The following is a 26438-nucleotide window of genomic DNA, read 5'->3' on the forward strand; positions in this document are numbered from 1 at the left end:
GTAAGGCGCGCCACCGGAAATAAACAGGGGGTGAATTATCGCACAACAAAGACCTGGGGGAACCCTGCTTGGCGCAGTGTTTCTCGCGCTTGAGGTTCTTGGCTCGGAGCGATGGGCCCCACTTGAACACGATAAACGTCAGCGTCGTTCATAATACGCACCGCATGGGGCTGCTCACCTTGTAAACGCTGCTGCAACTGCTGAGCGCCTTCCGGATTACCCAGTGCCGCGATCTGCAGATACACTGCGTCGCCAGCTTCCCCTTCGTTTGGCGGCTGCGCTGTTTGTGTCTGTGGTGAAGGATCAGCCGCAGATGCAGCAGACGCCGCCGGCGGAACGGGCATAGAAGAAGCATTTGCAGCAACCCGCTGTGCCTCGGCTACGCGAGGCTGGGGGGAAGCGCCGCCACCGCCCTTGCCGTGCTCGGCTAGCCACTGCTCAGGGTTGATCGCTTCCACTTTCACGGAACCGGTACCATTGTCGAGGAAGCCTAGCCGGGCGGCTGCCGCGTAGGAGAGATCGATCTCACGGTCACTGTGGAAGGGGCCACGGTCGTTCACTCGCACAATGACCGATCGCCCATTATCCAGGTTTGTGACTCGCGCAAAGGTGGGTAGAGGCAGCGAACGGTGTGCCGCCGACATCTTATACATGTCGTAGATTTCACCGTTTGAGGTCGCGTAGCCATGGAATTTTTCGCCATACCAGGAGGCCGTACCACGTTTCTCATAACCCGTTGCATCAGGCAGCACTTGATAGGTTTTCCCCCACACTTCATAGCTAGAGCGGTTGCCCGCTCTGGAAGGCTGCTCGATGCGGGGCTCTGCATCAGGCACCTTGGTAACATCCGGCGGCTCGAGCGGATAGGCATCACCACTCATGGCATAGCGGCCACCACTAGTGTTGGCCGCCGTTGAAGCCGGAGCCGCCGTTTGATTCGCGGAACCGGAGGCATCTACCCGCTGAGTGTCATTGCTGGCACAGCCGCTGACCAGCGCCAGTAAGGCAATCGCGCCAACCGCCCGCTGGCTAATCCTCAATTTGCTCTTCATCCCTCATCCTCGTGCAGCTCAGCAATCGCTTCTGCCAACTCGGCTACGGCCATGGCATAGAGGTGACTATGGTTGTAGCGGGTAATCACGTAAAAATTATACTCGCCAAACCGGTAACGGGTCTCTCCATTGGCGAACTCAAGCGCCAACGGCACCACTGGCAAATTATCATCAAGTGGCTCGCTGGGCTCAATCCCATGAGTGGCCAACTGAGCAATGCTCACCGCAGGAGGTGAGGTTTGGTTAAATGAGAGTTCCTGGAGTAACTCTACGGGCATTACGTCTGGCCCAGTGGCCTGGTGGTAGATATCAGCTCCCGGCTTCCAGTTATGCTCGGCAAAGTAATTCGCGACGCTGCCAATCGCATCAACCGGGTTCTCCCAAAGATCACGTCGTCCATCGCCATCAAAATCCACGGCATAGGCTTGATAACTGGTGGGAATAAACTGCGGGTAACCCATCGCACCGGCATAGGAACCGCGCAACTCGGTAGGGTCGACCTGCTGTTCGTAGGCAATACGTAAAAAGGCCGCTAGCTCACCGCGAAAAAAAGCCCCCCTTGCCGGATGATGAAACGCCAGTGTGGCTAGCGAATCCAGCACGCGATGCTGGCCTTTATGGCGACCATAGTAAGTTTCAACGCCAATAATAGCGGTAATGATTTCAGCGGGCACACCATAGGTGCTTTCCGCGCGCGCCAAGGCGTCGGCATGAGCATCGATGAACTCCACGCCCTCTTCAATGCGCTGCTGGGTCAGAAAAATAGCACGATATTCGTACCACTTCAGACGCCGCTCAGCAGCTCCTTCCATGGCATCTAATACGCTTTGGGTATAGCTCGCCTGACCCAGCGCTTCTGCCAACCAGTCTTGCGGCAACCCTTGCTCGACCAGCTCTTCCACCAGCGCTTGGCTGTCAGCATTTTGCTGGGGAGCAAAGTGGTGAGGAGTCTCAAACTGAGCCTGCGGTGAAGGCTGATCAGCAAACGCCATGGGGGTCACCCAGCACATCAGCGCGGCCAACACATAGCTGCTCGTCTTCCCTTGAACCTTGTTCATTGGCTCTCCACTCCTGAGCTATTCAATCCTGAATTATCCATTACCGAGCAACATTAGCGTCTGAAGCAGACAGCATCGCTAGCGCGACAGTAACCGACGATGCGCATGTATCGACATGAGAATACCGAAACCCGCTAACAAGGTCACGCTAGAGGTGCCGCCATAACTAACCAATGGCAGCGGCACCCCCACCACGGGCAAAATGCCACTCACCATGCCCATATTGACGAACACGTAGATAAAAAAAGTTAAAATGATGCTGCCTGCCACCAAACGCCCAAAGGTATCCTGCGCGGAGCTAGCCATCCACAAACCTCGGCTGACAATCAATAGATATAGGAACAGCAGCACAAGCATACCCACCAAACCAAACTCCTCGCCCAGGACGGCAATGATGAAATCGGTGTGTCGCTCAGGTAAAAACTCTAGTTGGGACTGGGTACCCTGCAGCCACCCCTTGCCCCATAGCCCTCCACTACCTATGGCCGTGGTCGACTGAATAATATTCCAGCCTGCCCCCAACGGATCGCTTTCAGGGTTGAGAAACGTCAATACCCGCTGACGCTGGTAGTTATGCATATTCATCCAGAGCAGCGGCACTGCGGCAGCCCCCAGCGCGGTAATAAATCCAATCAAACGCCACGACAAGCCCGCCAGTAGCACGACAATCAGGGCCGCGCTAGATACCAGCAGCGAAGTACCCAAATCGGGTTGGATCGCGGTTAGTACCACAGGCACGCCAATAATGACCCCACACACGACAATATCGCGCAGGCGGGGCGGTAGTTCGCAGCGATTTAGATAGGCAGCAACCATTAACGGGGCAGCTAACTTCATCATTTCCGATGGCTGAAAACGTATCACACCAGGAATCACTAGCCAGCGCTTCGCCCCCATGCCCACATCACCCACTACATCAACGGCAATCAGCATGGCTACGCCAACACAATAGGCCAATGGAGCAAAGCGCAAAAAGGTTGAGGGCGAGAACTGGGCAATAATTACCATGCCTACCAGCGCGATAAGAAAACGCACGCCTTGGCCAATCACTGCATCAATAGATTGTCCGGAAGCGCTGTAAAGAACGATTAAACCGCTCCCCATCAGCAGCAATAGCAAACCTAGCAGCCAAGGGTCGAGATGGATTCGCTCCCAGATACTTTTCCGCCGGGCGATACCACTCTCAGGCGGGCGAACAGGATGGCCACGCATCGAACGGGCTATATAATGCCAAGGCATGGCTTAGTTTCCCTCCACATTGGCATCATCTTCTTCCAACACTTCACGCACTTCCTCTACGTCGGGGGCCTCATCCTCAAGTAACCAGGCATCGGTCATTGCACGGGCCAGATGCGCTGCGTGGGTACTGCCACCACCGGCATTCTCAACAATAACCGAGACGGCAATCTGGGGGTCATCCAACGGCGCAAAGGCCACAAACAGAGCGTGGTCGCGCAGTCGTTCGGCCAGCTCATCGGCGTTGTAGCGCTGATCCTGCCCCAGCGAAAATACTTGTGCGGTGCCTGATTTGCCGCCCATGCGGTACTCAAGGCCCACACCGGTTCGCCGGGCAGTGCCTTCCGTGCCACTAACCACCTTTTCCATGCCGCTGAATACACGATCCCACCAGCTATCATTGGCGAGCACAATATCATCTAACGTATCCGGCAGATCACGCGGCACAGGGGTATCACCAATCTGTCGGGCCAGCCTTGGTTTCACCCAATGGCCCCGATTGGCCAGCGTTGCCGTAGCACTGGCTAGCTGGAGAGGTGTTACCTGCCAATAGCCTTGTCCAATCCCCACCGAGAGGGTTTCCCCGGGATACCAGGGCTGGTTAAAGCGGCCACGCTTCCAATCTCGCGAAGGCATCAAAGCACCACTCTCTCCCTGAACGTCATGGGCTACACGCCGGCCAAAGCCAAAATTACTCATTTGATCATGTAAGTCATCAATGCCTAAATCGTGCGCAAGGGTATAAAAATAGGTGTTATTAGATACCGCTAAAGCTCGTTCTAAATCGACCCGCCCGTGCCCCCAACGCAGCCAGTTGCGATAGCGTCGGGAATCATTAGGCAATTGGTAGTAACCAGGGTCGTTTATGGTGCTGTCTGGAGTGATTACCCCTTCCACCAAACCCGCGAGCGCTAGAAAGGGCTTAATCGTAGAGCCGGGAGGATAGTGACCGCGAGTCGCGCGGTTAAACAGAGGGAGATCAAGGTCTTGCTGCAAAGCGCGATAAGACGCAACATCAATACCGGTGACAAACTGGTTACTGTCAAAACCCGGTGTCGATACCATGGCGAGGATCTCACCAGTGCCCGGCACGATAGCCACAATGGAGCCACGACGACCATCCAGCAATTCGTAAGCCAGTGTTTGCAGCGACTTATCCAGGGTTAGGGTTAGGTTCTTACCAGGCACCGGATCGGTTCGCCCAAGCTCCCGCAAGACTCGCCCGCGAGCGTTTGTCTCAACTTTGCGCAAGCCTGCCTGACCGTGCAGCTCCTCTTCGTAAAAACGCTCAACCCCCGTCTTACCGATAAAATGAGTCCCTGCGTAGCGACCCGCGTCCAGGGTTTCCATCTCTTCGGCGTTAATCCGCCCAACGTAGCCCAGTGTGTGTGCCATGATTTCGGCATCGGGATAGTAGCGCAGCGGCTGAGCCTCTATTTCGACTCCAGGCAGACGATGACGATTAACCGCCAAACGGGCAATTTGTGCTTCGCTTAAGTCACTGGTAAGGAGGGCTGGCTGGAAAGGACGCTGGCGTTGGCGTGAACGCACATTGAACGCCTCGATCTCCTCTTCAGGCAGTTCAAGCAGGTCGACCAATAGTGCTAGGGTTTCATCTAGGTTATCGACACGCTCGCGAACCAGCGTGAGGTTGTAGGTGGGACGGTTTTCAGCCAGCAGCACCCCGTTACGGTCATAGATCAAACCGCGGTTCGGCGGCAGCGGCTCGACGCGAACCCGGTTGTTTTCGGAGCGCGTGCTGTACATATCATGCTGGACGATCTGCAAATAAACCAAGCGACTCGTTAGCAAGCCTGCAAGCGTAAAAACTACTAACACCGCGAGTAGCGCTCTAACACGAAAAATACGCAGTTCTTGCTCGGAGTTTTTTAGCGTGTTGGGGCGCTTGAGCATGGTAACGATGACTCTCAAATCAAACAATCAAATCAAACAAAAGGCGCAGCAGTCCATAACAGTGATCGCTCACCATCTCAGTTAGCCGTCAGCGGTGATAAGGGTGACCTACCAGTAGTGTCCAGGCACGGTAGAGCTGCTCGGCCAGCATAATCCGCACCAGCGGGTGAGGCAGCGTCAGCGGGGAGATCGACCAGGTTTTGTCAGCCGTCGCAGAGAGCGAGGGCTCGAGACCGTCTGGCCCCCCCACAAGCAGGACAATATCTCGCCCGGCCATGCGCCAGGCATCGGCTTCTTGCGCTAACTGTTCGGTGGTCCAAGGCTTACCTTTGACTTCCAGCGCGACTAGATACTCGTCGCCACGCAACTTGTCGCGAATTCGCTGCGCCTCTTGGGCACGCGCCTTCGCGATATCTGCATTTTTGCCACGCTGACCGAGGGCAATTTCTTCTATCTCGAGATTAAAATCTCTCGGTAGCCGCTTGCGGTAAGTATTGACGCCCTCTTCTACCCAGCCAGGCATTTTGCTTCCTACCGCTAACAGCCGGATCTTCATGACATGCCGGCTCGCTCTTGGAAGCGCTCAAGAGAGTCGCCAATGGCACCCGAGTCGCTGGGCAGATCGGCCCACAGCCGCTCTAAGTCATACAGGGTGCGTGCCTCGGGCATCATCACGTGGACAACGACATCCCCCAGGTCGACCAGTACCCAATCGGCGTTATCGCCACCTTCAACGCCCAGCGGGCCAAGCCCTGCAGCCTTGGCTTTTTCCACGACGTTTTGCGCCAGGGCAGCCACATGGCGGGTCGAAGTGCCACTGGCAATCAGCATGAGGTCGGTAACCTCGGTTAATTTGGCAACATCCAACTGTGTAATGTCACGTGCTTTCAGTTCTTCTAGCGCGTCAACCGCTAGATTTTTCAATGTATCGATGTGCATGACTCCTAAAGACAACCTTATTGGTTAATCGGTCAATAAAGCCGGCCATTGTAACGGCTTCTTTGATGACTGCCAGCGCTATTCGCGTTGTCGATAAAGTCCGTCCTGCGTAATGGCCAATTCAACGGCTTCTGGCAGTAAATAGCGCACGCTTTTCCCGGCCTCCAAACGCTCGCGGATATACGTCGCCGAGATCGCCATCAGTGATGGCAGTTCCAATGGCAGATAGCCGCCGCAAGGCCGCTGCATCAATGCGTCTACGCTATCGACTCTGCGATGCGCTACCAGTTCCATTAATGATGCCGGTAACGGATCGTCATAGCCCGGTCTGGCAATCACCACTAGATGAGCAAACTCAAACAAGCGCTCCGGCTGGTGCCACTGGGCGAGCCGCAAAAAGGCATCAAAACCAATCGCCATCACCAGACGGGCCTGTTCGCCAACTTCCCCACGCAGCTCAGCCAGTGTATCGACGCTATAAGAGGGGCCGTCACGGCGCAGCTCGCGGTCATCGGCGATCAGCCCAGGTGTCGCACCGATACCCGCTTCTAATAACGCCAATCTCTGTTTCGCCGAGACTTGGGGTCGCCCACGTAGCGGTGGCTGTTGAGCCGGTATCATATGTAGCCGATCAAGCGACAGCGCCTCATGCAACTCTACCGCGCTGCGCAAATGCCCCAGATGAACAGGGTCAAAGGTGCCGCCCAACATGCCGATACGCTGCTCCGTTTGACTCATGCCACCACCCTATTCACGCACCTGGCCATCGCCAAATACGACGTATTTCTGAGTGGTTAGCCCTTCCAAACCGACAGGCCCACGGGCGTGAAGCTTATCGGTTGAAATTCCGATCTCAGCGCCAAGCCCGTACTCAAAACCATCGGCAAACCGGGTAGAGGCATTCACAATCACCGAACTGGAGTCGACTTCCGCCATAAAGCGGCGTGCGAGTGAATAATCCTGGGTGACAATCGCATCAGTGTGGTGAGAGCCGTACTGTTCAATATGGGCAATCGCTTCATCGATACCATCGACCACTTTGATTGCCAGCACGGGGGCCAAATACTCGGCATACCAATCGGCTTCTTCAGCAGCTGCCGCCTGTGGCAACAATGCCTGCGTACGCTGGCAGCCACGCAGTTCAACTTCATGTTCGGCATAAGCGCGGGCCAGTTCCGGCAGCAGCAGGTCAGCAATCGGCGCATCAACCAGCAACGTTTCCATGGTGTTACAGGTGCCGTAGCGATGAGTTTTCGCATTGACGGCGATGGCTAGCGCTTTGGCGGGATCAGCGGTGGTATCGATATACACATGACAAACACCGTCGAGATGTTTGATAACCGGTACGCGGGCATCACGGCTGATACGCTCAATCAACGACTTTCCACCGCGGGGGATAATCACGTCGACATATTCCGGCATGCTAATCATTTCACCCACCGCCGCGCGATCAGTGGTGGCGACTACCTGCACACTACCCGCTGGCAGGCCTACATCAGCTAACCCCGTTTGGATACAGGCGCTAATGGCGGCATTTGACTGGCTGGCTTCCGACCCGCCGCGCAAAATACAGGCGTTGCCCGACTTCAAACATAGGCTGGCGGCTTCCAGGGTTACATTTGGGCGCGACTCGTAAATAATTCCGATGACGCCCAGCGGGACGCGCATTTTGCCCACTTGGATGCCGCTAGGCCGATAACGCATATCGCCAATTTCGCCCACCGGGTCAGGCAAGCCCGCTACCTGCTGTAGCCCTTCAATCATGGCGTCGATACGCGCGTCGTTCAGAGCTAAGCGATCCAGCAGCGCGCTTTCCAAACCGTTCTCGCGGCCACGCTGTAAATCCTCGGTGTTGGCATCCAGTATTTTGGCTCGCGCCTCGGTCAAGCGCTGCGCCATAGCCATTAGCGCACGGTTTTTCAACCCGGTATCCGCCCGCCGCAGTTCACTGGCGGCACGGCGCGCCGCTTGCCCCAAGGCCTGCATGTAGGCGGGCACATTCCCGGCAATTAAGTGCTGATGGGCCTCGTCTTGGAACGGTGTTGAAGCGCTCATAGTGTCTCCGTACGGAAGGATACTTTAATTTTTTAATTAACCATGTATCGCGTTTTACATGTTTTGCTTATGTTACGTCATTTCATCGTTATACTGGGGACGATTAAGGCACTAATATGTCTCGCGTACATTTATTATCCTACAATTACTTTACTTGATGAGATACATCTGGTCATTCAGGACGAATAGTAAGTCACCATGCAAAGCAAGTACAAAATCCGCCTGCTACGTGCCAATCTTTTAGCTGCTGCCGTCGCTTTGGCACTATGGACACCCGCTACACCCCCTGCTGCTGCCCTAGTGCTGTGGCTATCAGTCGGCTGGTTACTCATCACCGCACTGATGCTTGATTTTAGCCACCGTCGTTCGCGAGGATTGCCATGGCAAATTGTACCGGGTGCACTGCTATTGGGTTTAATTGCCACTGCTCCAGAACGACACGGCATTTTAATCTGGGCGTGGGCCGCAATGCTGATGCTGCCCCAAAACAATGGGGTCGCCGCTTTTAACCTCAGCGCTGCACTGATTAGCGCTGTAATGGTAGCACCTCAATTGGAGGCGTCAGCGCTTGTGCTGCTGATTTGTTCACTGCTGGTGCTTGGTCTGCTGGCCTTATCCAGAGCACAGCAGCTTATTGATATGAACGGCTCCATTCGCCAACGCCTGCGACTGATTCCCGGCCTTAACCTTTGGGCCGGTGAGCAGTTGCTGCGCGATATCGCCCGTGAACAAACGCGCTGCGAGCGTGAAGGCGTTCATGCGGAACTGTTTATTCTGCACGTAAAACGCCACCAACTGTGGCCAATGGCGCAAAAGCTGTGCGAATTAACCTATGATTTTGAAAACGTTTACCGCTTAAGCAGCACAACGCTGGTGACACTCATTCTTGCCCGCTCACCTAGAGAAGCCGCTCAACGACGCAGCCTACTACTCGCCGACTTACCCGACAATATTACCAGTGAACACCTTGAATTAATCGATATCGAACCGGCAACGCTTTCGGTGTTTGAGATCAGCAAACTTCCGGCTGAGCGGGTGCGGGAGACGGTATGATCGAGCACCTCCCCAAACGATTAATGACCCTGGCTTATACTTCCAGTATCGCGTTGATGGTGGGCTACGCGCTATGGCTGTATGCCATGGGTGACTACCGCGACCTGCTGATTCCCACCTTTATGACCCTGCTGCTAATGGCCGCCCTGCTAATGCATATAGGGCAGGGCGTGAAAAGCTACCTGCCGCGCATTATTTTACTCTGCAGTACCTACTCGGTAGTGCTCGGCGCTTTCTATTTTCAGCCGCAGGTATCACCTCTATGGTTAGGCCTGCCGATTACCGCCGCGTTTTTACTGCTACCGCTATGGGCCGCAATGCTGATTAATATTGCCATTGGGCCATTGTGGTGGCTGCTTCCTTCGGTCGCCTCTGCGCCACCGGCGATTATCGTGGGCTATGCTGCTTTAACACTGTTACTTGCCCTCCCCCGCTGGGAGCATGCTCGTCGCCGTGCACTCTTAAGAGCTACCGACCCCAACGACAGCGACTGTGAAGCTTTCCACATGGACACGCTAAAAGAGCGCTTACACAGCGAGTTCCAGCGCGCTGCCATGCTCAATCAGCAACTGGCAGTGCTGGTACTGCATTTACCGCAGTTGGATATGGCAGCAGAGCAGTTTGGCCATCGTGCGCAAACGGCGCTGCTGGGAGCGCTATGCGGTGAAGTGAATAGCCGTTGTCGCGATCATGATGTGCTGGGGCGCGCGGACAGCGCCACTTTTTGGCTGGTTCTACCTGACACTAGTGAAAGCGGCGCTCTGTTGGTACGCGAGCGTTTACAAAGAGCTCTTTCACAGCGTGTACTGGTAGAAACCGGTCAACTGGAAGCGCGCATTGCCGCCTGCTTACCCAGTCGCACCGAGCACTTTGCACACTATGTAAAGCGCCTGGAAACCCGCGGCGCCGCCCTCGCCAACCTCTAGTCTGCCTTTTCAATGTCTCTTATCTGACGCTGGAGTACTCTCCTTGCCGCTAGCCGATCTGCTCCACTCATTAACGCCATCGCCTGCGTTGATCGTCTGTCTGGTGCTGGCGATTTCATTAGTAGAATCACTTGCCTTGATCGGGCTGCTGGTGCCGGGCGTGGTGTTAATCACTACCGCAGCCTCCCTGGCGGGACATCAGGATCTTGGCTTGGCATGGTTAATCGGTGCTGCCTTCATAGGCGCTATTTTAGGCGACGGCGTCAGTTTTTCGCTGGGCTTTAAACATCACGAGCAGGTCACTCAGAGATGGCCCCTTTCCCTGCATCCCGAATGGTTGGGCCGCGGGGCACGGTTCTTTGAGCGCTATGGCATTTGGTCAGTGTTTATCGGCCGCTTTGTCGGTCCAGTGCGACCGATTATTCCCTTGGTAGCAGGCATGATGCGTATGCCACCACGCACCTTTATTTGGGCTAACGTCACTTCTGCAGCACTGTGGGCGCCTGCCTATATACTGCCCGGATATTTGTTGGGGCGTACCTGGCAGCACCATTTGAATCTACCGCCAGGCATAGAGGCTGCGCTGCTTATCCTCGCAGCGATCATTGTCGTGCTCGCGGTGATTTTCTCCTGGGGTCGGCATCAAGCGACACGGCATGGGCGACTTTACCGGGCTATTGCTGTCAGCGTTCGCCGTATGCCGCTACTACGCAGGCCATGGCTGGCCATGAGTCAAACCGGCGATGTCCCCTTGGCTTCACTACTGTTACTGGTCATAGCGCTAGGCAGTCTGTCTGGCTGGACACTGCTGGTCATCGCCCACCATGAACCGCTTGAGATTGATCTGTTCATTCAGCAACTGTTCTCCTGGCTGCAAAGCGATGTTTTGTACCGAGCGGGGAATGTTTTTGCACGCATTGGCGACACCCTAGGCATTATCGCTTTAACACTGCCTTGGGCAGCATGGATGCTGGTGAGCAAGAGATGGGAGGCTTTACTGCACTGGAGTGGCGCCTTTGCCAGCGTCGCCTTGCTAAACACAGTAGGCAAAGGGCTGTTTGGTCGTGCTCGCCCAGAGACACCGGACTACTTAATGGGCTCGTTCTCCTACCCCAGCGCCCACACTTCCACCGCCGTGGTGCTCGTTGGCCTTACAGCGGCGTTCGTTGCGGCCGAGATACCCCGTCAAAAACGCTTTTGGGTGTACTGGATAGCACTAGCGCTTGCGCTGCCCATGGCGCTATCAAGACTGGTGGTGGGCGTGCACTGGTTCAGTGATCTGGTGGGAGGCGCGCTACTCGGCTTGGTCGTTTGCGCACTCACGCTACTTCATTGGCAGCAGCAGTCGCGCCCGTCGATGCGACCCTGCCCGTGGCTTCTGCTCAGCCTGGCATCGCTAGTGCTTATCAGCGCTCGCGTCGGCTTATTCCCACCGGTTTAGCTTTAAATCGACACCGCTTTACCCCAAGGCAAGCCACAGGCCTACCCCAATCATCAGTGTTCCGGCGATGCGATTCAGGAGCCGGACATTGCCGCTTTTACCGAGCACATTGCGTAGCGTTTTGCCGCCGGTGGCATAGACCAGCATGCTGACAAACTCAATGGTCAAAATGACCGCTATCAGCAGGCTGAGCTGCCCCGGCAGTGGGCGACTACTATCCAAAAAAGGCGGCAGCAGCACCATAAAAAATGCCCACCCTTTCGGGTTTGCCACCGCGGTAACAAACCCTTGCATGGCTAACTGCAGGGGGCTAGCGGGTGGACCCGCATCCAGCTCGCTGGGAATCGCCATGCGCCCACGGGAACGCCACATCATAATACCCAAATAACCCAGGTAAGCGCCGCCCACCCACTTAAACAGCACAAACAGCTCTGGCTGACGCAGCATCAACGCAGCTACCCCCGCGCCTGCGGCGGCAGCCACTAAACCAACGCCCAGCAGCTCGCCCACCATCATCCACAGCGTGCGTTTAACGCCTTGGGTCATGCCCAGCACCATGGCGAGGGTCATGCACATACCTGGGGTCAGCGAGACAAACAGAAACGTTGGCACAAAAACCGACAGCGTGGCCCACGACATCATAGATCACTCATCCTTATCTCCAACCTCTCCCCAGCGAGGCACCAGCGAATGCTCGATTCCCAACTGGTTAAGAATACGCGCGACAATAAAATCAATCAGATCATCAATGGTTTGTGGACAGTGATAAAATCCTGGGGCTGCCGGTAAGATGACCACTCCCAAGCGACTCAATGTCAGCATGTGCTCTAGGTGAATCGGCGAAAACGGGCTTTCTCGTGGCACCAGCACCAACGTTCGGCGCTCTTTAATCGCCACGTCCGCCGCCCGCTCAATCAGGTTATTGCTAGCCCCCGTTGCGACGGCAGAAAGCGTGCCGGTAGAGCACGGGCACACCACCATGGTGGAGGGCGCGCCAGAGCCTGATGCCACCGGCGCCATCCAGTCTTCGCGGCCAAAGCAGCGGATCTGACCAGGCTGTGCCCCACTGCGCTCACTCAGCGCCTCGGCTAAACGCTGGGGCTGGGCGGGTAGCTCAATATCTGTTTCTGTGGCGATGACCATGTGCGCAGCTTTCGAAATCATGACCCACACTTCATGGCCTGCGGCGACTAGTACATCGATCAAGCGCAAACCGTATTGAGCCCCGGATGCGCCGGTGAGTGCCACGGTAATCGGTTTTTTGAACGATGCGTCGGCTCTATCTGTCACGCATTCCCCTCCTTGGCTGCGGCTAATGCGGCGAGCAAGCGTTCATGCACGCCCTCAAAGCCACCGTTGGACATCACCACAATGCGATCCAACGGTGACGCTTGAGTGACCACTGCTGCCACCAGCGTATCAATATCGCTAAACAGCTGGGCATGCGCACCTTGCGTGGCAACCAGCTCGTCCATCGACCAGTCGAGCCCGGCGGGCTGAAACCAAAAAACGCCATCAGCGTCAGCCACGCTCTCGAGTAACCGCTCGCGCAGAGCACCTAAACGCATGGTATTGGAGCGCGGCTCGATGACCGCCAGCAGGCGTCCTTTCGTGGTGGCCGCACGTAGACCTTTGAGCGTCGCGGCAATCGCCGTGGGGTGGTGGGCGAAATCATCGATCACCTGAATGCCATTGATTTCACCACGCACTTCCTGACGCCTCCTGGGCGTTTCAAAACGCGCCAGCGCCGCACAGCCACGGGCTAGATCAACCCCACACAAATGCGCCGCTGCCAGCGCTGCCAGCGCATTGCGTGCGTTATGCTCGCCGGTAAGCGCCCACTCAACGACTCCGTCTTCATCCAGGCCGGGCTCGCCACCGCTATAAATCACCTGGAAGCGACTGGCGTCGGCGCGCTCTAGTTTAAGCTGCCATTCGCTCGCGGCCTGATCGCCAAAATGCGCTACCGGCGTCCAGGTGCCCTGGCTCAGCACACGTTCAAGGGCAGGCTGCTCATCAGCAACTAATAAGTGGCCACGACTAGGCACGGTGCGCACCAGGTGATGGAACTGGCGCTCGATGGCTGCCAAGTCGGGGAAGATATCGGCGTGGTCAAACTCAAGATTGTTGAGGATGGCGATATGCGGACGATAATGAACAAATTTGGAACGTTTATCGAAGAAAGCCGTGTCGTACTCATCAGCTTCCACCACGAACGGCGCCTGCGGATCACCCAAACGCGCCGATACGCCAAAATTACGTGGCACGCCACCGATTAAAAACCCCGGCGCTAAGCCGGCACTCTCTAAAAGCCAGGCTAATACGCTGGCGGTGGTGGTTTTACCATGGGTACCTGCCACGGCAATGACGCGTCGGCCGGGCAGCACGTGCTCCGCCAACCACTGCGCCCCCGAGGTATACGGCAGGCCGCTATTGAGTAACGCTTCAACCTCTTCATTGCCCCGTGACAAGGCATTGCCCACCACGACAAGATCCGGCGCTGGTGACAGATGCTCGGCGTGGTAGCCCTCCATTAAGGTGATGCCCGCATCAACCAACTGGGTGCTCATGGGTGGGTAAACATTCTGATCGGAGCCACTCACCTGGTGCCCCATTTCACGCGCCAGCAGTGCCAGGCTACCCATAAAGGTGCCGCAGATACCCATAATATGCAGATGCATGGCTCTCGCCCCGTTAATCGCCCGTAAACCAATTTACTAAAAGCCAAAAAATGGCGTAAAAATAGCCACCGGTTTAAAAACCGGTTTAAAAAATAGCTAAGCAGCCTAGCATGTTGAGGCTATTTGCTCATCTATTCATCGCCATAAACGCTGACAAAGCACCACTCAAGTGACAAATCCCTTTAGTTGTTGCAGGATGCGGCCACTGTTTACTAATGATGACGATCCCTTTCTTCCCATTTGTCACGCTGATGTAAGCCAACATCTCAGCACAGGAGCCTTTTTCGATGCGCATTTTAATTCGCTATTTCTTTCGTGGTCTTCGCTTGGTGCTCGCCCCGGTCATGCTGATTTCCGAGAAGCTTTCCACGCCTAAGTCAGTAGAGCGTACGCCTGAAGAGCAAGCCAAGGTGGATCAAGCGTGCCAGAACCTTGCGCTGTACCAATTTCGCACCTGCCCTTTCTGCATCAAGGTGCGCAAAGAGATAGCGCGGCTGGGTTTAAACATTGAGGTACGTGATGCTCAACTTGATCCTGCCCATAAGCAGGCGCTCTTGGAAGGGGGTGGCAAAGTCAAAGTGCCCTGCTTGAGAATCACCCACGACGATGGGCGTGAAGAGTGGATGTACGAATCTGACACTATTAATGCCTGGCTGCACCAGCAGTTCGGTTAAGCGCTTTTGATGGACATGGATAGCCACTGAGGTCTTGTCACCAGGTCGGCAAACGTCGACCTAGGCATTAGAACTCTACTTTTTGCGCCTCTACATCGAACACCACGTCGATCTCAATGCCCTCTTCCTGGCTTGGCGGTTCACCTAGCTCGACTTGCAGTCCCAGCGCCCCCTCAATTTTCCCAGCTACGCGAACCGTTTGGCTGGTACGGTCATAGTGAGTCAGTGTTACTACTACTTCCCCCCCTTCAGAGGTGAACAGCGGCGGGGCAATAGAAGCCCCAATGGAATAAATAACCACTGCATTGATCAACTGCCCTTCGTTCACGGTCAGGCTAATAGAGAGCGCCTCCTCGCCGTCCCACTTCTCATCGTCAACAGAGCCAGCGATATCAATATTGATATCGTCGCCTAGCTCTACGAATGAGGCATTTGAGTCATTACCATGGTGTAAAATAAACCACTCCCGCAACTCATCATCCAACGACCCTGCTATTTCAGGCGCCGCGCGCTCAGAGCCACCTTGAGGAGGACTTTGCCCCACAGGCTCAGTGGCAAAACCAGTGATAGGTAGCCAACCCCCCATCAACGCTATCCCAATTTTTTTCCACATAAGATTTTCCGCCCTATTATGTGTCGCTTTTCGCTTACTACTTTCGTCTTAAAACAAGCCTTCAGCATGCCGCTATTAGCCCCATCATTCAGTAGACGAATGATGCCTGTCATTATTTCGATTGTATGACGCGATAGGCACTCTCTATGTTGTAAGCCTAGGTTGTGCGCTTGTGTTGTAAATAGGCTTAACAACTGACCGTGTCTGTTTTGCCGACGCTTTCCTGGCGGGAAGGGTGCTTCTAGCCAAGAAAACGGCGGTAAAACGAAAAATAAACAATGATTTAAGGGAACGATGATGACGCTCAAGAAAACCTTACTGGCTTCCGTTATTGGTGCAGTGGTTGCGGGTACGACGTTACTACCGATGACCGCAAGTGCTGAAACGCTGCGTATTGGCTACTCCGCCGACCCTGAAACCCTCGATATCCACGAGCAGCTTTCTGGCGGCGTCTTGCGCTTTTCTCATATGGCATTTGATCCGCTGGTGCGCTGGACAAAAGATTTTGAGTTTGAGCCGCGCTTAGCCACCGAGTGGGAGCAGGTCGACGAAACCACCATGCGCATGACCTTGCGTGAAGGCGTTACCTTCCACTCAGGTAACGAATTCACCGCCAAAGACGTGGTATGGACCATTGAGCGTCTGAAAGAGAGCCCTGACTATCGCGCTATTTTTGAGCCGGTTGCCAGCGCCGAAGCCGTTGATGACTACACCGTTGAAATTGTCACCACCGAACCTTACCCGCTGCTACTCAACCTGGCTACCTACATCTTCCCGATGGATAGCGAGTTCTATAGCGGTGAAACCGAGGGCGGCAACGACAAAGGTGAGATCGTTAAAGCTGGCAACTCCTTTGCTTCGCGCAATGTTTCCGGTACTGGTCCGTTCATGGTGACTGACCGCCGTCAGGGTGTACGGGTAGATTTTGAGCGCTTCGAAGACTACTGGGATACCGAAAGCGAAGGCAATGTCTCTAATATCGTGCTGACACCCATCGCTGAGAACGCCTCACGGGTTGCCGCCCTGCTCTCTGGCGGTGTCGACTTTATTGATGCCGTGCCTCCCAACGATTTGGATCGCGTACGCGAGGCCGACGGCGTTAATCTGGTTGAGGTTGACGGTACGCGTATCATTGGCTTCCAAATGAACGAAGACCGCGTTGAAGCCTTCCAGGATGCCCGCGTTCGCCAAGCGGTTGATCTGGCTATTAACCAGGAAGGCATTGCCGACCGCTTAATGCGCGGCTTCGCGACGCCCGCCGGACAGATATCACCCAAAGGTTACTCCGGTCACAACCCAGACTTAACGCCACGCTACGATATTGAACGCGCCAAAGAGCTAATGGCCGAAGCGGGCTACGCAGACGGCTTCAGCGTTGAAATGATTGCCCCCAACAATCGCTACGTAAACGATGCCCAGATCGCCCAAGCGGTCGCCAATATGCTGGCACAAATCAATATTGACGTTGACCTGCGTACCATGCCCCTGGCGCAGTACTGGCCTGAGTACGATACCCGCCAATCGGATATGGCGATGATCGGCTGGCACGCGGATACCGAAGATACCGCTAACTTCTTCCAGTATCTAACCTTCTGCTTCGATGAAGAGACCGGTGCTGGCCAATACAACTACGGTGGCTACTGCAACGAAGAGATCGACGCACTCGTCACCGAAGCCGATAGTGAAACCGATTTGGAAAAACGCAACGAAATGCTGCGCGAAGCCGAAGCCATGCTCTATGAAGACGTCGGCTATATCACACTGCACTGGCAGAACCTTGCTTACGCGGCCGCTGAAGGGGTTGAGATTGAGCCTGTAGTCAACGCCCTTGACTTCCCCTACCTGGGTGACTTGGTCATTAATCGCAGCGACGATTAAGCGCTCACAGCGCTGATTGATTAAATGCCTAGAAAAGAGTCACTACAGCGTTAACAGCCAACAAGTAAACCGCAAGGATGCTTCGCTCCCTAAGCGTTTAGGGGGCGAAGCCTTTTAGCTGGCAGTTCGCGTCTGTGAGAACTCTGCATAACATGCCCCTACTCCCTTTGATGAACCCCTCATATAGGTGGCGTACGCCATGATTGCCTTTTTAATCAAGCGGCTGATGCACGCGATTTTGGTGATGTTTGTCATCAGCGTGCTGGCCTTCGCCATTCAGGATAACCTGGGTGACCCCATACAGCAGATGGTTGGCCAGTCAGTGCCGGAGAGCGAGCGTGAAGAGATTCGCGAGCGCTTTGGCCTCAATGACCCCTTCCTGGTGCAGTACGCTCGTTTTGCTAAAAACGCCGTTCAAGGCGATTTTGGCTACTCGTACTTTTATCGCGAACCGGCGTTAGAAGTAATTGCTCGCCACTTACCCGCCACCCTGGAGCTGGTATTTGCCGCGACGCTGATTATTGTGCTGCTTTCGGTACCCATTGGGGTATATAGCGCCATCAAACCGCGCTCACCGATTTCACGCCTGTTTATGGGTATATCGATTATCGGTATCTCGATTCCAGTGTTCTTGACCGCGATCGTACTGATTCAAATCTTCGCCATCGGCGTCACCGTCACACTGTTCCCCGAAAGTACCGGCTGGGGCGCATGGCTGAATGACTTCTTCTCCACCGAAGGCAATATGCCCTCCTTCGGCCGTGGTTATGATCTCGTTAACGTGGTGGGCAACTGGGACACCAACCTGGCAACTTGGAACGGTTTACAGCATCTAGTGCTACCGGCGGTTTCACTGGCCTCCATTATGCTACCGCTGTTTATCCGTCTGATTCGCGCCGAAATGATGGAAGTCCTGCAGTCGGAGTACGTCAAGTATGCCCGCGCAAAAGGCATCTCTATGCGCCGGGTCTATTTCGTTCACGCCCTTAAAAACACCATGCTACCAGTGATTACCGTGGGCGGCGTACAGATCGGCACCATGGTGGCCTACACCATTTTGACCGAGACCGTTTTCCAATGGCCCGGCATGGGTTTGATGTTTTTGGATGCGATCAACCGCGCCGATATACCGCTGATTGTGACCTACCTGATGATCGTCGGCGTGATCTTTGTCGTCACTAACACCATCGTGGATCTCATCTACGGCATGGTGAACCCCACCGTTAAACTGACTGGGAAGCCCGCATGAGCACCACCAACAATTCCTCCCCAGCGAGCGCCTCACCCAGCCGCTGGGAACGCCTGCGCGACTCCTATATATGGTACAGCTTCAAGCGTGACCGCACCGCCCAGCTCTGCCTGGCTATGTTTATCTGCATGGTTATCGCCGCCTTTGCCTCACCGCTGCTGGCGCCCACGAACCCTTACGACCTATCCCAGATAGACATTATGTCATCTGAACTGCCGCCCTTCTGGATTGACGGTGCAGATGAGCGTTACGCGCTAGGTACCGATGCCCAGGGGCGCGACTTATGGTCGATTGTGCTATATGGCACCCGCGTATCGCTGCTGATTGGTTTCGGTGCGGTTATTTTGCAGGCGCTGCTAGGGGTCACCTTCGGCCTAATGGCGGGCTACCTGGGCGGTCGTGTCGATACGATTTTGATGCGCCTGGCAGACATTCAGCTGTCATTCTCGACACTTATGGTCGCTATCGTGGTGGGCGCTTTGGTCAAAGCGACCATGGGTAGCGCCTTCTATAGCCAGTACGCGGTGATGATGCTGATCCTGATTATCGGCCTGGCCGAATGGCCCCAGTATGCCCGTACCGTGCGCGCCTCAGTGTTGGCAGAGAAAAACAAAGAGTACGTTGATGCCGCCCGCGTGATGGGCCTACGCAGCAAACGGATTATGTTCCGCCACGTGCTGCCCAACACCATGTCACCGATATTCGTTATCTCTACCGTGCAGATTGCCAACGCGATTATCTCTGAAGCGGCGCTTTCGTTTCTGGGACTGGGGATGCCAGAGACCCACCCCTCGCTTGGCTCACTGATCAAATCGGGCTTTGACTACATCCAGTCCGGCTCCTGGTGGATCACCTTGATCCCGGGTGCAGTTCTGGTGGTACTGGTGCTGTCGATCAATCTACTCGGCGATTGGCTGCGTGATGTCATGAACCCACGACTCTACAAAGGCTGAGGACACCATGGCACTACTTGAAGTCAACAACCTCGATGTACGCTTTGCGCTGCGCCAGGGTGAAGTGCACGCCCTGCGCGATATCTGTTTCAGCCTTGAGCGCGGTGAGCGCCTGGGTATTGTCGGTGAGTCCGGCGCAGGCAAATCGGTTGCCGCGTTTTCGCTGCTCAACTTGATCGCCAAACCGGGCTTTATCGCCGGCGGTACGGTGACGTTTGACGGTCAGGTGCTTAACCGCATGTCTGAGCGTGGCCTGCGTAAAGTACGCGGCAACCGCGTTTCGATGATCTTCCAAGACCCAATGATGACGCTTAATCCGGTGCTCTCCATTGGCGAGCAGATGGTCGAGTGCTTAAAAGCCCACCGGCGCATCTCTTCCAAAGAAGCCCGTGCGATCGCCCTGGACAAACTCCAACAGGTGCAAATCCCTTCGCCGGAAACGCGCCTGGATCAGTACCCTCACGAGCTTTCAGGCGGTATGCGTCAGCGGATTATTATTGCCATTGCGCTGCTCCTCGACCCGGACATTATCATTGCCGACGAGCCCACCACGGCACTTGATGTGACCATTCAAGCCGAGATCATGGCGCTGCTACTTGATCTCTGCGAGCAGCACAATGTGGGGCTTATTCTGATCACCCACGACCTGGGCGTGGTCAGCCAGGTCACCCAGCGCATGCTGGTCATGTACGCTGGCCGAGTCATTGAGCAAGGGCCAACACGGGAGATTATCAACGACCCGCAGCACCCTTACACCCAGGGGTTAATCAACGCCCTGCCTCAGATGGCAACGCCGGGTGAAAAGCTCAATCAGATTCGCGGCAGCATGCCGTCACTCTCTAACCTGCCCAGCGGCTGCGCGTTTCATCCGCGCTGCGATTTTATCAATCGTGCCGATGGCCAGCCCCGCCCCGCCTGCACCCAGCAGGTGCCTGAATTTGTCGAATCCGGCAATTGCCGTGTGGCGTGTCATATGGTCGCTGAAATGCTCGAAGATCGCCGTTTGAAAGAGGAAACCTCATGAGTGCGCACGCTGAGGCTATAACGGACAGCCATAATCCTACTCCACGTCAGAACGAACAGAGCGCTGATTCGCTACTCCAGATTCGCGATCTAAAAAAGCGCTTCTCGCTCTCTGGGGATTTTCTCGATCAGCTGCGCTTTAAGGGCGGTAAGCTGGTTCGCCACCAAGAGCACGTTCACGCCATTAATGGTGTGAATCTGGATATCAAACGCGGTGAAGCGCTGTGCGTGGTCGGTGAGTCGGGCTGCGGTAAGTCCACCGTGGCGCGAACTGTCATGGGGCTGCTGACCCCAACAGAGGGTGAGATTCGCTACGACGGCAACCGCATCGATAACTTAAGCTCGCGCCAACTGCTGCCCTATCGCAAGCGGATGCAGATGATCTTCCAGAACCCTTATGCGTCGCTCAACCCGCGCATGACTATTCAGCAAACCCTGGAAGAACCGCTACGCCTGCACCACCCTGATTGGAAGCGGCCGCAAATTCTCGACAAGGTAGAGGAAGTGATGCGCTCAGTGGGCATCGACCCGGACTGGGGCAAACGCTTTGGCCACGAGTTCTCCGGCGGCCAGCGGCAGCGTATTGCCATTGCCCGCGCCCTGGCCGTTGACCCTGAGTTCATCGTTGCCGACGAGCCTATCTCCGCACTGGACGTCTCGATTCAAGCCCAGGTGCTCAACCTGCTGATGGAAGCCCAGCAAGAGCGCAATCTGACCTACCTGTTCATTACTCACGACCTAGCCGTCGTGGAGCACTTTGGCACCCGCGTGGCGGTGATGTACTTAGGCACGGTGTGTGAAGTTGCCACCACCGCGACACTGTTCGATAAGCCGCGCCACCCCTATACCCAGGCGCTGCTCTCGGCCATTCCACGCTTGAAGGATGACCGGCCCCAGCATATTCGTCTCACCGGCGAAGTGCCGACCCCAGTTAACCTGCCTAGCGGCTGCGTGTTTCATGGCCGCTGCCCCCATGCCAATGCGCGCTGTAAGCAAGAGATCCCCTTGCTGCAAACACAGGATGACGGAACCCGAGTGGCGTGCCACGCTGTTGAGGAGGGACGCCTATGAAGCGGGCGTCGTATTCTATACAGCGACCCCAGGCGCTGAGAGGTAGAGCATGGAAATTCGCTGGCTAGAAGATTTTATCGCCCTGGCCAGAACGCGGCACTTCTCACGCGCAGCAGATGATCAAAACGTTACGCAACCCACCTTCTCCCGGCGGATTAAACTGCTTGAGGAGGAGATGGGCGTAACGCTGATTAATCGTCAAACGCTACCGCTCTCACTCACCCCGGCCGGGGAGGAGTTTTTGACCCTGTGCGAACAGGTGACCGACCGGGTGCGGCTGACCCGTGACCGGGTGCGCGAAATTAACGCTGGCCAGCAGCGGCGCATTATGGTCGCAGCACCGCAGAGCCTATTGCCGCATTTTTTACCGGAATGGTTGGCGTCTACGGGGTGGCAAGATCGCGTACAGCCGTATTTGCGGGCGACCGGCTGGGTGGCCAATGACTACTTTCAAGCCTTAGCGCGTGCCGAGTGCGACCTGGCTATCTGTTACTGGCCAATTGGGCGCTGCGACCTGGAGATCGACACCAGCGCCTGCAATTATCGTGTGATTGGGCATGAACGACTGATTCCAGTGACTGGGTTAAACCCAGAGGGAGAACCGAACGCACTGCTGCCTGGCTCGCGCCATCAACCGCTGCCTTGGCTTGCCTACCCCAAGCGTGGGTTGTTGGGGTCTGCGGTTAAAGCACACCTAGCCAGGCTCCCCCAAACCACCTATTTAACTGCACAGAGTGAAAATCTCTACGCGGCCGGTATTAAAGAGCTGGTGCTACTTGGCTACGGCATGAGTTGGCTGCCAGAACGCAACGTCGCGGCAGAGCTTGCTCAAGGCACGCTGGTAAGAGCAGGCGATAGTCGCTGGGATGTGCCTATGGAGCTACGGCTATACCGTCATCAAAATCATCGCCACGCGGAGCTGGATAGCCTGTGGAGCGAACTTGCGCCGCCCCGTGTATGACCCCATTTGAGAAAGCTTACTTAAGAGAGGGCACAGCTTTGTATGTCAACCACCCTATTTAACCTGCAACGCGAGCATATAGCGCACCTACAGCGCGCTTATTCGGATATTTTGACCGACCACGGGCTCGATAACCTGGCAATTTACAGTGGCCATGCCAACGACCATTTTGCAGATGACCACGCCCCTCCTTTTCAGGCGTACGGGCACTTCATGCACTGGGTGGGTTTAGCCGATGTGCAGCATAGCTGGCTGATTATTCAGCCAGGAAAGCGCCCCCAGCTCTACTTGTATGCGCCCGCCGACTTTTGGCACCAGCCCACTCAGCTACCCGATGAGCCCTGGGTAGAGGCGTTTGATATCCACTTATGCAGCGAGAAAATCTCCCCACCGCTTTCGGGAAATGCCGCCGTTATTGGCGATATCGAGCGTCTTCCCATCAGCACCCAGCAGGCGCTAAAAGCTGAGCATCACCCTGAGCGCATAGTGTATGCCCTTGATGAATTACGGCTGTTTAAGACGCCCTATGAGATCGCCTGTATCCGTGAAGCCAACCGTTTAGCGATAGCGGGCCATCAGGCATCCCAGGCCGCCTTTATCGGCGCCGCCGGTGAGCTGGATATTCAGCTGGCGTACTTAGCAGCGAGTCGCCAGCGCGAGTCAAACGTGCCCTACCAAAATATTATTGGTTTAAATGAGCATGCTGGCGTGCTGCATTATCAACACTACGACCTTAACGCGCCTAAACAGCGCTATAGCCTGCTAGTGGATGCGGGTCGCCGCTTTCGAGGTTACTGCGCCGATATTACCCGCACATACGCTGGCCCCGATGCCCCCGTCGCGTTTGGCGAACTGGTCACCGCCATGCATGGGCTGAAAGATGAGTTAGTCAAAGGCGTAGCCCCAGGCATTAACTTTTTAGCACTGCACGAGCAGATGCATCACCACCTGGGTGAAATATTGGTGGCTAATGATCTGTTTAAAGGCACCGTAGAACAAGCGGTTGCCGAGGGCGTTACGCGGGTATTCTGCCCTCATGGACTGGGCCACTCGCTGGGCCTTCAAGTGCATGATGTGGCCGGATTACGCCACCCGGATGGCACGCCCGCCCCTGCGCCAGAGCAGCACCCAGCGCTACGGCTGACGCGCACGCTGCGCCCTGGCATGGTCGTTACCATTGAACCCGGGCTCTATTTTATCGCCATGCTGCTCGACCCGCTGCGCAACACCTCACTGCCCATTAACTGGCCGTTGGTCGACCAACTCTCATCCTGTGGCGGTATTCGTATCGAAGATAACGTAGCAGTGACAGAGAGCGGCTTTGATAACTTAACGCCATAAGCCCTCTGTAACGTCTTGCTAATCGGCACTCTACAACGCACTACGCCCGGCTCAAGGCCGGGCGTAGTGATATTTCAGAAGACTTAGCAAAACTAAAACCCAGGCAAAGCTAAAATCCAGTAAAGCTAATGTCTAGTAAAACTTAGAAGCGGTAAGTAACACCACCGCCAATGGTGACGGGTTCGATGTCAACTTCACCACCGACGTTGATATCTGCGTTCACGTCAGCGTAGCTTGCGTAACCGTTGAGCATAATATTATCAGTCACGGCCAGATCAACCCCTACTTGGCCGATCGCGCCGTAGCTTTCATCAACATTCACACCACTCGGCTCACCAGAGAAGCGTGTGTAGTTAAGGCCAGCACCAACGTAAGGCTGTACACGTGAATCCAGGCCACCCATCGGGTAGTAATTCACGAGTAGATTAACAGGTAGACGATCAACACTACCCACATCGCCTAAGGCAGAGGTGTTCAGATCGTGCTCGAACTTCTCAGAGCTGTTGAGTTCAACGCCAACCTTATCAGTAAACAGATAACCAGCACCAAAGGTGAAGCCGCGAGCGCTCTGCACGTTCAGTGAATCACCATTCAGATTGCCATTACCTGACCCCGTATCCGTTTGGGCAACACCACCACGAACGAATACATCGCCAGCGTTATAAGCGAGAGCCGCCTGGCTTGCCAGTGCGAAACCGGCAGTGATTACAGCAGCAGAAATCAGTTTCATATTACTCATAAGGGTCATCCTCTATGCAGCGCGCAGTTCCTTGCGCTTGGGGATTGCGGTACTTGCTATCCAACTTTCCTGTACAGGGTATAGTATACGAACACCGTTTCCAAATTGCTTGTAAAATATTGTTATAAGAAACTGAACCCTGATAGTTTTCTAATATAAAATCCGGGCACAAAAAAAAGTCCCCCGAAGGGGACCAGGTGGAGCACGCCAGCTCACTCGGTTTGTTGCTACCAGCCGGTAGCAACGTGGATGAAGAAGGAAAAGAAGCCAGATAGTTAATTACGCCTCTCTATTCACTCATCCTTTGCCATATACATTGCGATCTGCGTGCCACTTTTTTAAATATCATTAAAAATCAAATAGTTAATAAAAAACCACTTCACTAGCATCAACCTCCGACGCACTGCAGCAAACAAAATGCACCAGCATTGCGCGCTTTGAGGTCTTTTTGCATCACAAAGCATCATATGCGTTTGTTTACGCTTCGGAATCCTCAGATTAGTGGTTGGGTGTCACGATGATTTTCACTTGAGCTTTGTCGTTTAGCAGTGCCTCAAAGCCCTCCTCCACGATATCCGCCAGTGGAATGCGCTGGGTCACCATGTCCTCGGCGCGGAAGTAGCCCCGCTGCATCAGTGCCATTACCGCTGGGTAAACATGGCGATAGGCAATAATGCCCTTCATGGTGCGCTCTTTGATGACTAGGTCGTTAGGCTGGAAGCTGGCCTCTCCTTCCCAGATACTCACCACCACCACTTCGCCCCCTTCGTGGGTGCTGTGCAACGCCTGATTCAGCACGTCAGGAATGCCGGTGACTTCAAACGCCACGTCTACCCCGCCACCACTCAAGGCTTGTAGCTTCGTAACCGCATCCTCCTGCTGTGGGTCAACCACAATGGCCCCTAACGCTTCGGCTTTGGCTTTCCGTGAAGGCGCGACCTCAACGGCATATATTTGAGCAGCGCCTGCGGCTTTTAGCGCTTCAATGGTCATCAAGCCAATTGGCCCCGCGCCAAAAACTACCGCGCTATCCCCGGCTTTCAGGCAGCTTTGGCGCACCGCATGCAGCGCTACCGCCGCGGGCTCTACCAGTGCACCCTGCTCGAAGCTGAGGTCATCCGGCAGCTTGTGCACCATGTGTTCCCCCATCACGGTGAACTCGGAAAAGCCGCCGCCACCGCCCGAAAGGCCGTGAAAGCCCAGCAAGGGCGTGAGGTTGTAGCGCTCCATCTGATAAGCGCCATCCTTGTTGGGGGAAAGGATCGGCTCAATCGCCACGCGGTCGCCTACCTTCACCCGCGTGACTTTCTCGCCGACCTCTACCACTTCCCCAGCGAACTCATGGCCCATAATGATCGGCGCCTGTTCGCCGCTAATGGGGTGCGGCTTGCCCACCGGAATAAAAATCGGCCCGGCAGCATACTCGTGTAAGTCACTGCCGCAAATACCACAGGCAGCCACTTTCACTTTCACTTCATGGGGGCCGCTGATAGTGGGAACCGAAACTTGCTCAACGCGTAAATCTTTTGCTGCGTACCAAACCGCTGCCTGCATGCTTGACTGACTCATGGGTTACCCTTC

General features: G+C 55.3%; 25 protein-coding genes. 11 read left to right on the forward strand and 14 right to left on the reverse strand.

Annotated elements, in window-relative coordinates; translation table 11 throughout:
- Positions 1-35: 35 nt before the first annotated feature.
- The 8 genes from E0L35_RS20140 to E0L35_RS20175 form a co-directional block, all read right to left on the reverse strand.
- On the reverse strand, positions 36-1052 hold the full coding sequence (locus tag E0L35_RS20140) for a septal ring lytic transglycosylase RlpA family protein (RefSeq protein ID WP_022523159.1): 1017 nt from the start codon (positions 1050-1052) through the stop codon (positions 36-38).
- Positions 1049-2110 carry a lytic murein transglycosylase B gene (gene mltB / locus E0L35_RS20145; protein ID WP_009286996.1) on the reverse strand — a complete coding sequence of 354 codons (1062 nt, stop codon included), beginning with the start codon at positions 2108-2110 and terminating at the stop codon, positions 1049-1051. Before mltB ends, E0L35_RS20140 begins: the two co-directional genes overlap by 4 nt.
- Before the next feature lie 78 nt (positions 2111-2188).
- Positions 2189-3349, reverse strand: coding sequence for a rod shape-determining protein RodA (rodA, locus tag E0L35_RS20150; RefSeq protein WP_041158541.1), 1161 nt, complete (start codon positions 3347-3349; stop codon positions 2189-2191).
- Positions 3350-3352: 3 nt separating this feature from the next.
- Positions 3353-5260, reverse strand: coding sequence for a penicillin-binding protein 2 (mrdA, locus tag E0L35_RS20155; protein WP_022523157.1), 1908 nt, complete (start codon positions 5258-5260; stop codon positions 3353-3355).
- Positions 5261-5348: 88 nt separating this feature from the next.
- Entirely contained in the window at positions 5349-5816 is a 468-nt protein-coding gene (rlmH, locus tag E0L35_RS20160; protein WP_009286999.1) for a 23S rRNA (pseudouridine(1915)-N(3))-methyltransferase RlmH, read from the reverse strand.
- A complete protein-coding gene (gene rsfS, locus E0L35_RS20165) occupies positions 5813-6199 on the reverse strand; it encodes a ribosome silencing factor (RefSeq protein WP_022523156.1) in 387 nt (128 codons plus the stop codon). Before rsfS ends, rlmH begins: the two co-directional genes overlap by 4 nt.
- Before the next feature lie 78 nt (positions 6200-6277).
- Positions 6278-6937 carry a nicotinate-nucleotide adenylyltransferase gene (nadD, locus tag E0L35_RS20170; protein ID WP_022523155.1) on the reverse strand — a complete coding sequence of 220 codons (660 nt, stop codon included), beginning with the start codon at positions 6935-6937 and terminating at the stop codon, positions 6278-6280.
- A gap of 9 nt (positions 6938-6946) precedes the next feature.
- Positions 6947-8254, reverse strand: a complete 1308-nt coding sequence (locus E0L35_RS20175) for a glutamate-5-semialdehyde dehydrogenase (protein WP_022523154.1) — start codon at positions 8252-8254, stop codon at positions 6947-6949.
- A 198-nt stretch (positions 8255-8452) separates the two neighbouring features.
- On the opposite strand from E0L35_RS20175, the gene E0L35_RS20180 reads away from it, so the two are divergent.
- Genes E0L35_RS20180 through E0L35_RS20190 form a run of 3 tightly spaced genes read left to right on the forward strand, consistent with a single transcriptional unit; the run spans position 8453 to position 11674 of the window.
- Positions 8453-9307, forward strand: coding sequence for a hypothetical protein (locus E0L35_RS20180; RefSeq protein WP_009287000.1), 855 nt, complete (start codon positions 8453-8455; stop codon positions 9305-9307).
- Positions 9304-10233, forward strand: a complete 930-nt coding sequence (locus tag E0L35_RS20185) for a diguanylate cyclase (RefSeq protein ID WP_009287001.1) — start codon at positions 9304-9306, stop codon at positions 10231-10233. The genes E0L35_RS20180 and E0L35_RS20185 overlap by 4 nt, the downstream gene beginning before the upstream one ends.
- A gap of 43 nt (positions 10234-10276) precedes the next feature.
- Complete coding sequence (locus tag E0L35_RS20190; protein ID WP_022523153.1) at positions 10277-11674, forward strand: bifunctional DedA family/phosphatase PAP2 family protein; 1398 nt, start codon at positions 10277-10279, stop codon at positions 11672-11674.
- 18 nt (positions 11675-11692) lie between these two features.
- On the opposite strand, the gene E0L35_RS20195 is transcribed toward E0L35_RS20190, so the two are convergent.
- From E0L35_RS20195 to mpl, 3 genes are read right to left on the reverse strand one after another with little or no spacing between them, the layout of a single operon-like run.
- A complete protein-coding gene (locus tag E0L35_RS20195) occupies positions 11693-12316 on the reverse strand; it encodes a LysE family translocator (protein ID WP_009287002.1) in 624 nt (207 codons plus the stop codon).
- 3 nt (positions 12317-12319) lie between these two features.
- Positions 12320-12964 (reverse strand): flavin prenyltransferase UbiX, encoded by a 645-nt coding sequence (locus tag E0L35_RS20200; RefSeq protein WP_009287003.1) that lies wholly within the window; start codon positions 12962-12964, stop codon positions 12320-12322.
- Complete coding sequence (gene mpl, locus E0L35_RS20205; protein WP_022523152.1) at positions 12961-14355, reverse strand: UDP-N-acetylmuramate:L-alanyl-gamma-D-glutamyl-meso-diaminopimelate ligase; 1395 nt, start codon at positions 14353-14355, stop codon at positions 12961-12963. Before mpl ends, E0L35_RS20200 begins: the two co-directional genes overlap by 4 nt.
- A 287-nt stretch (positions 14356-14642) precedes the next feature.
- Between mpl and E0L35_RS20210 the strand changes: the two genes are divergently transcribed.
- Positions 14643-15029 (forward strand): glutaredoxin, encoded by a 387-nt coding sequence (locus E0L35_RS20210; RefSeq protein ID WP_022523151.1) that lies wholly within the window; start codon positions 14643-14645, stop codon positions 15027-15029.
- A gap of 67 nt (positions 15030-15096) precedes the next feature.
- Here the strand turns inward: E0L35_RS20210 and E0L35_RS20215 are convergent, their stop codons facing one another.
- A complete protein-coding gene (locus E0L35_RS20215) occupies positions 15097-15642 on the reverse strand; it encodes a hypothetical protein (protein ID WP_022523150.1) in 546 nt (181 codons plus the stop codon).
- A 297-nt stretch (positions 15643-15939) separates the two neighbouring features.
- On the opposite strand from E0L35_RS20215, the gene E0L35_RS20220 reads away from it, so the two are divergent.
- The 7 genes from E0L35_RS20220 (at position 15940) to pepQ (ending at position 24118) form a co-directional block, all read left to right on the forward strand.
- The gene (locus E0L35_RS20220) at positions 15940-17520 is read left to right on the forward strand and encodes an ABC transporter substrate-binding protein (RefSeq protein WP_039859107.1); all 1581 of its coding nucleotides are present in this window, start codon (positions 15940-15942) and stop codon (positions 17518-17520) included.
- 199 nt (positions 17521-17719) lie between these two features.
- Positions 17720-18769, forward strand: a complete 1050-nt coding sequence (locus E0L35_RS20225; protein ID WP_039859109.1) for an ABC transporter permease — start codon at positions 17720-17722, stop codon at positions 18767-18769.
- Positions 18766-19722, forward strand: coding sequence for an ABC transporter permease (locus tag E0L35_RS20230; RefSeq protein WP_138801270.1), 957 nt, complete (start codon positions 18766-18768; stop codon positions 19720-19722). The genes E0L35_RS20225 and E0L35_RS20230 overlap by 4 nt, the downstream gene beginning before the upstream one ends.
- A 7-nt stretch (positions 19723-19729) precedes the next feature.
- Positions 19730-20746 carry an ABC transporter ATP-binding protein gene (locus E0L35_RS20235; RefSeq protein ID WP_009287009.1) on the forward strand — a complete coding sequence of 339 codons (1017 nt, stop codon included), beginning with the start codon at positions 19730-19732 and terminating at the stop codon, positions 20744-20746.
- Positions 20743-21816, forward strand: coding sequence for an oligopeptide/dipeptide ABC transporter ATP-binding protein (locus E0L35_RS20240; protein ID WP_027957554.1), 1074 nt, complete (start codon positions 20743-20745; stop codon positions 21814-21816). Before E0L35_RS20235 ends, E0L35_RS20240 begins: the two co-directional genes overlap by 4 nt.
- A gap of 49 nt (positions 21817-21865) precedes the next feature.
- Complete coding sequence (locus E0L35_RS20245) at positions 21866-22777, forward strand: LysR family transcriptional regulator (protein ID WP_138801271.1); 912 nt, start codon at positions 21866-21868, stop codon at positions 22775-22777.
- Between the two features lie 42 nt (positions 22778-22819).
- Positions 22820-24118, forward strand: coding sequence for a Xaa-Pro dipeptidase (pepQ, locus tag E0L35_RS20250; protein WP_138801272.1), 1299 nt, complete (start codon positions 22820-22822; stop codon positions 24116-24118).
- A 142-nt stretch (positions 24119-24260) separates the two neighbouring features.
- Here the strand turns inward: pepQ and E0L35_RS20255 are convergent, their stop codons facing one another.
- Positions 24261-24857, reverse strand: coding sequence for an OmpW family outer membrane protein (locus tag E0L35_RS20255; protein WP_027957556.1), 597 nt, complete (start codon positions 24855-24857; stop codon positions 24261-24263).
- Between the two features lie 498 nt (positions 24858-25355).
- Positions 25356-26426, reverse strand: a complete 1071-nt coding sequence (locus E0L35_RS20260; protein ID WP_278371250.1) for a 2,3-butanediol dehydrogenase — start codon at positions 26424-26426, stop codon at positions 25356-25358.
- Between the last annotated feature and the right edge of the window lie 12 nt (positions 26427-26438).

Origin of the sequence: Halomonas sp. ATBC28, from assembly GCF_005937175.1 — a bacterium.
Classification (GTDB): Bacteria; Pseudomonadota; Gammaproteobacteria; order Pseudomonadales; family Halomonadaceae; genus Vreelandella; species Vreelandella titanicae.

Bases quoted from the DNA above. Each gene is read 5' to 3' on its own strand.
- E0L35_RS20140 (WP_022523159.1), bottom strand. From the start codon at position 1,052: ATGAAGAGCAAATTGAGGATTAGCCAGCGGGCGGTTGGCGCGATTGCC.
- mltB (WP_009286996.1), bottom strand. From the start codon at position 2,110: ATGAACAAGGTTCAAGGGAAGACGAGCAGCTATGTGTTGGCCGCGCTG.
- rodA (WP_041158541.1), bottom strand. From the start codon at position 3,349: ATGCCTTGGCATTATATAGCCCGTTCGATGCGTGGCCATCCTGTTCGC.
- mrdA (WP_022523157.1), bottom strand. From the start codon at position 5,260: ATGCTCAAGCGCCCCAACACGCTAAAAAACTCCGAGCAAGAACTGCGT.
- rlmH (WP_009286999.1), bottom strand. From the start codon at position 5,816: ATGAAGATCCGGCTGTTAGCGGTAGGAAGCAAAATGCCTGGCTGGGTA.
- rsfS (WP_022523156.1), bottom strand. From the start codon at position 6,199: ATGCACATCGATACATTGAAAAATCTAGCGGTTGACGCGCTAGAAGAA.
- nadD (WP_022523155.1), bottom strand. From the start codon at position 6,937: ATGAGTCAAACGGAGCAGCGTATCGGCATGTTGGGCGGCACCTTTGAC.
- E0L35_RS20175 (WP_022523154.1), bottom strand. From the start codon at position 8,254: ATGAGCGCTTCAACACCGTTCCAAGACGAGGCCCATCAGCACTTAATT.
- E0L35_RS20180 (WP_009287000.1), top strand. From the start codon at position 8,453: ATGCAAAGCAAGTACAAAATCCGCCTGCTACGTGCCAATCTTTTAGCT.
- E0L35_RS20185 (WP_009287001.1), top strand. From the start codon at position 9,304: ATGATCGAGCACCTCCCCAAACGATTAATGACCCTGGCTTATACTTCC.
- E0L35_RS20195 (WP_009287002.1), bottom strand. From the start codon at position 12,316: ATGATGTCGTGGGCCACGCTGTCGGTTTTTGTGCCAACGTTTCTGTTT.
- mpl (WP_022523152.1), bottom strand. From the start codon at position 14,355: ATGCATCTGCATATTATGGGTATCTGCGGCACCTTTATGGGTAGCCTG.
- E0L35_RS20210 (WP_022523151.1), top strand. From the start codon at position 14,643: ATGCGCATTTTAATTCGCTATTTCTTTCGTGGTCTTCGCTTGGTGCTC.
- E0L35_RS20215 (WP_022523150.1), bottom strand. From the start codon at position 15,642: ATGTGGAAAAAAATTGGGATAGCGTTGATGGGGGGTTGGCTACCTATC.
- E0L35_RS20220 (WP_039859107.1), top strand. From the start codon at position 15,940: ATGACGCTCAAGAAAACCTTACTGGCTTCCGTTATTGGTGCAGTGGTT.
- E0L35_RS20225 (WP_039859109.1), top strand. From the start codon at position 17,720: ATGATTGCCTTTTTAATCAAGCGGCTGATGCACGCGATTTTGGTGATG.
- E0L35_RS20230 (WP_138801270.1), top strand. From the start codon at position 18,766: ATGAGCACCACCAACAATTCCTCCCCAGCGAGCGCCTCACCCAGCCGC.
- E0L35_RS20235 (WP_009287009.1), top strand. From the start codon at position 19,730: ATGGCACTACTTGAAGTCAACAACCTCGATGTACGCTTTGCGCTGCGC.
- E0L35_RS20240 (WP_027957554.1), top strand. From the start codon at position 20,743: ATGAGTGCGCACGCTGAGGCTATAACGGACAGCCATAATCCTACTCCA.
- E0L35_RS20245 (WP_138801271.1), top strand. From the start codon at position 21,866: ATGGAAATTCGCTGGCTAGAAGATTTTATCGCCCTGGCCAGAACGCGG.
- pepQ (WP_138801272.1), top strand. From the start codon at position 22,820: ATGTCAACCACCCTATTTAACCTGCAACGCGAGCATATAGCGCACCTA.
- E0L35_RS20255 (WP_027957556.1), bottom strand. From the start codon at position 24,857: ATGAGTAATATGAAACTGATTTCTGCTGCTGTAATCACTGCCGGTTTC.
- E0L35_RS20260 (WP_278371250.1), bottom strand. From the start codon at position 26,426: ATGAGTCAGTCAAGCATGCAGGCAGCGGTTTGGTACGCAGCAAAAGAT.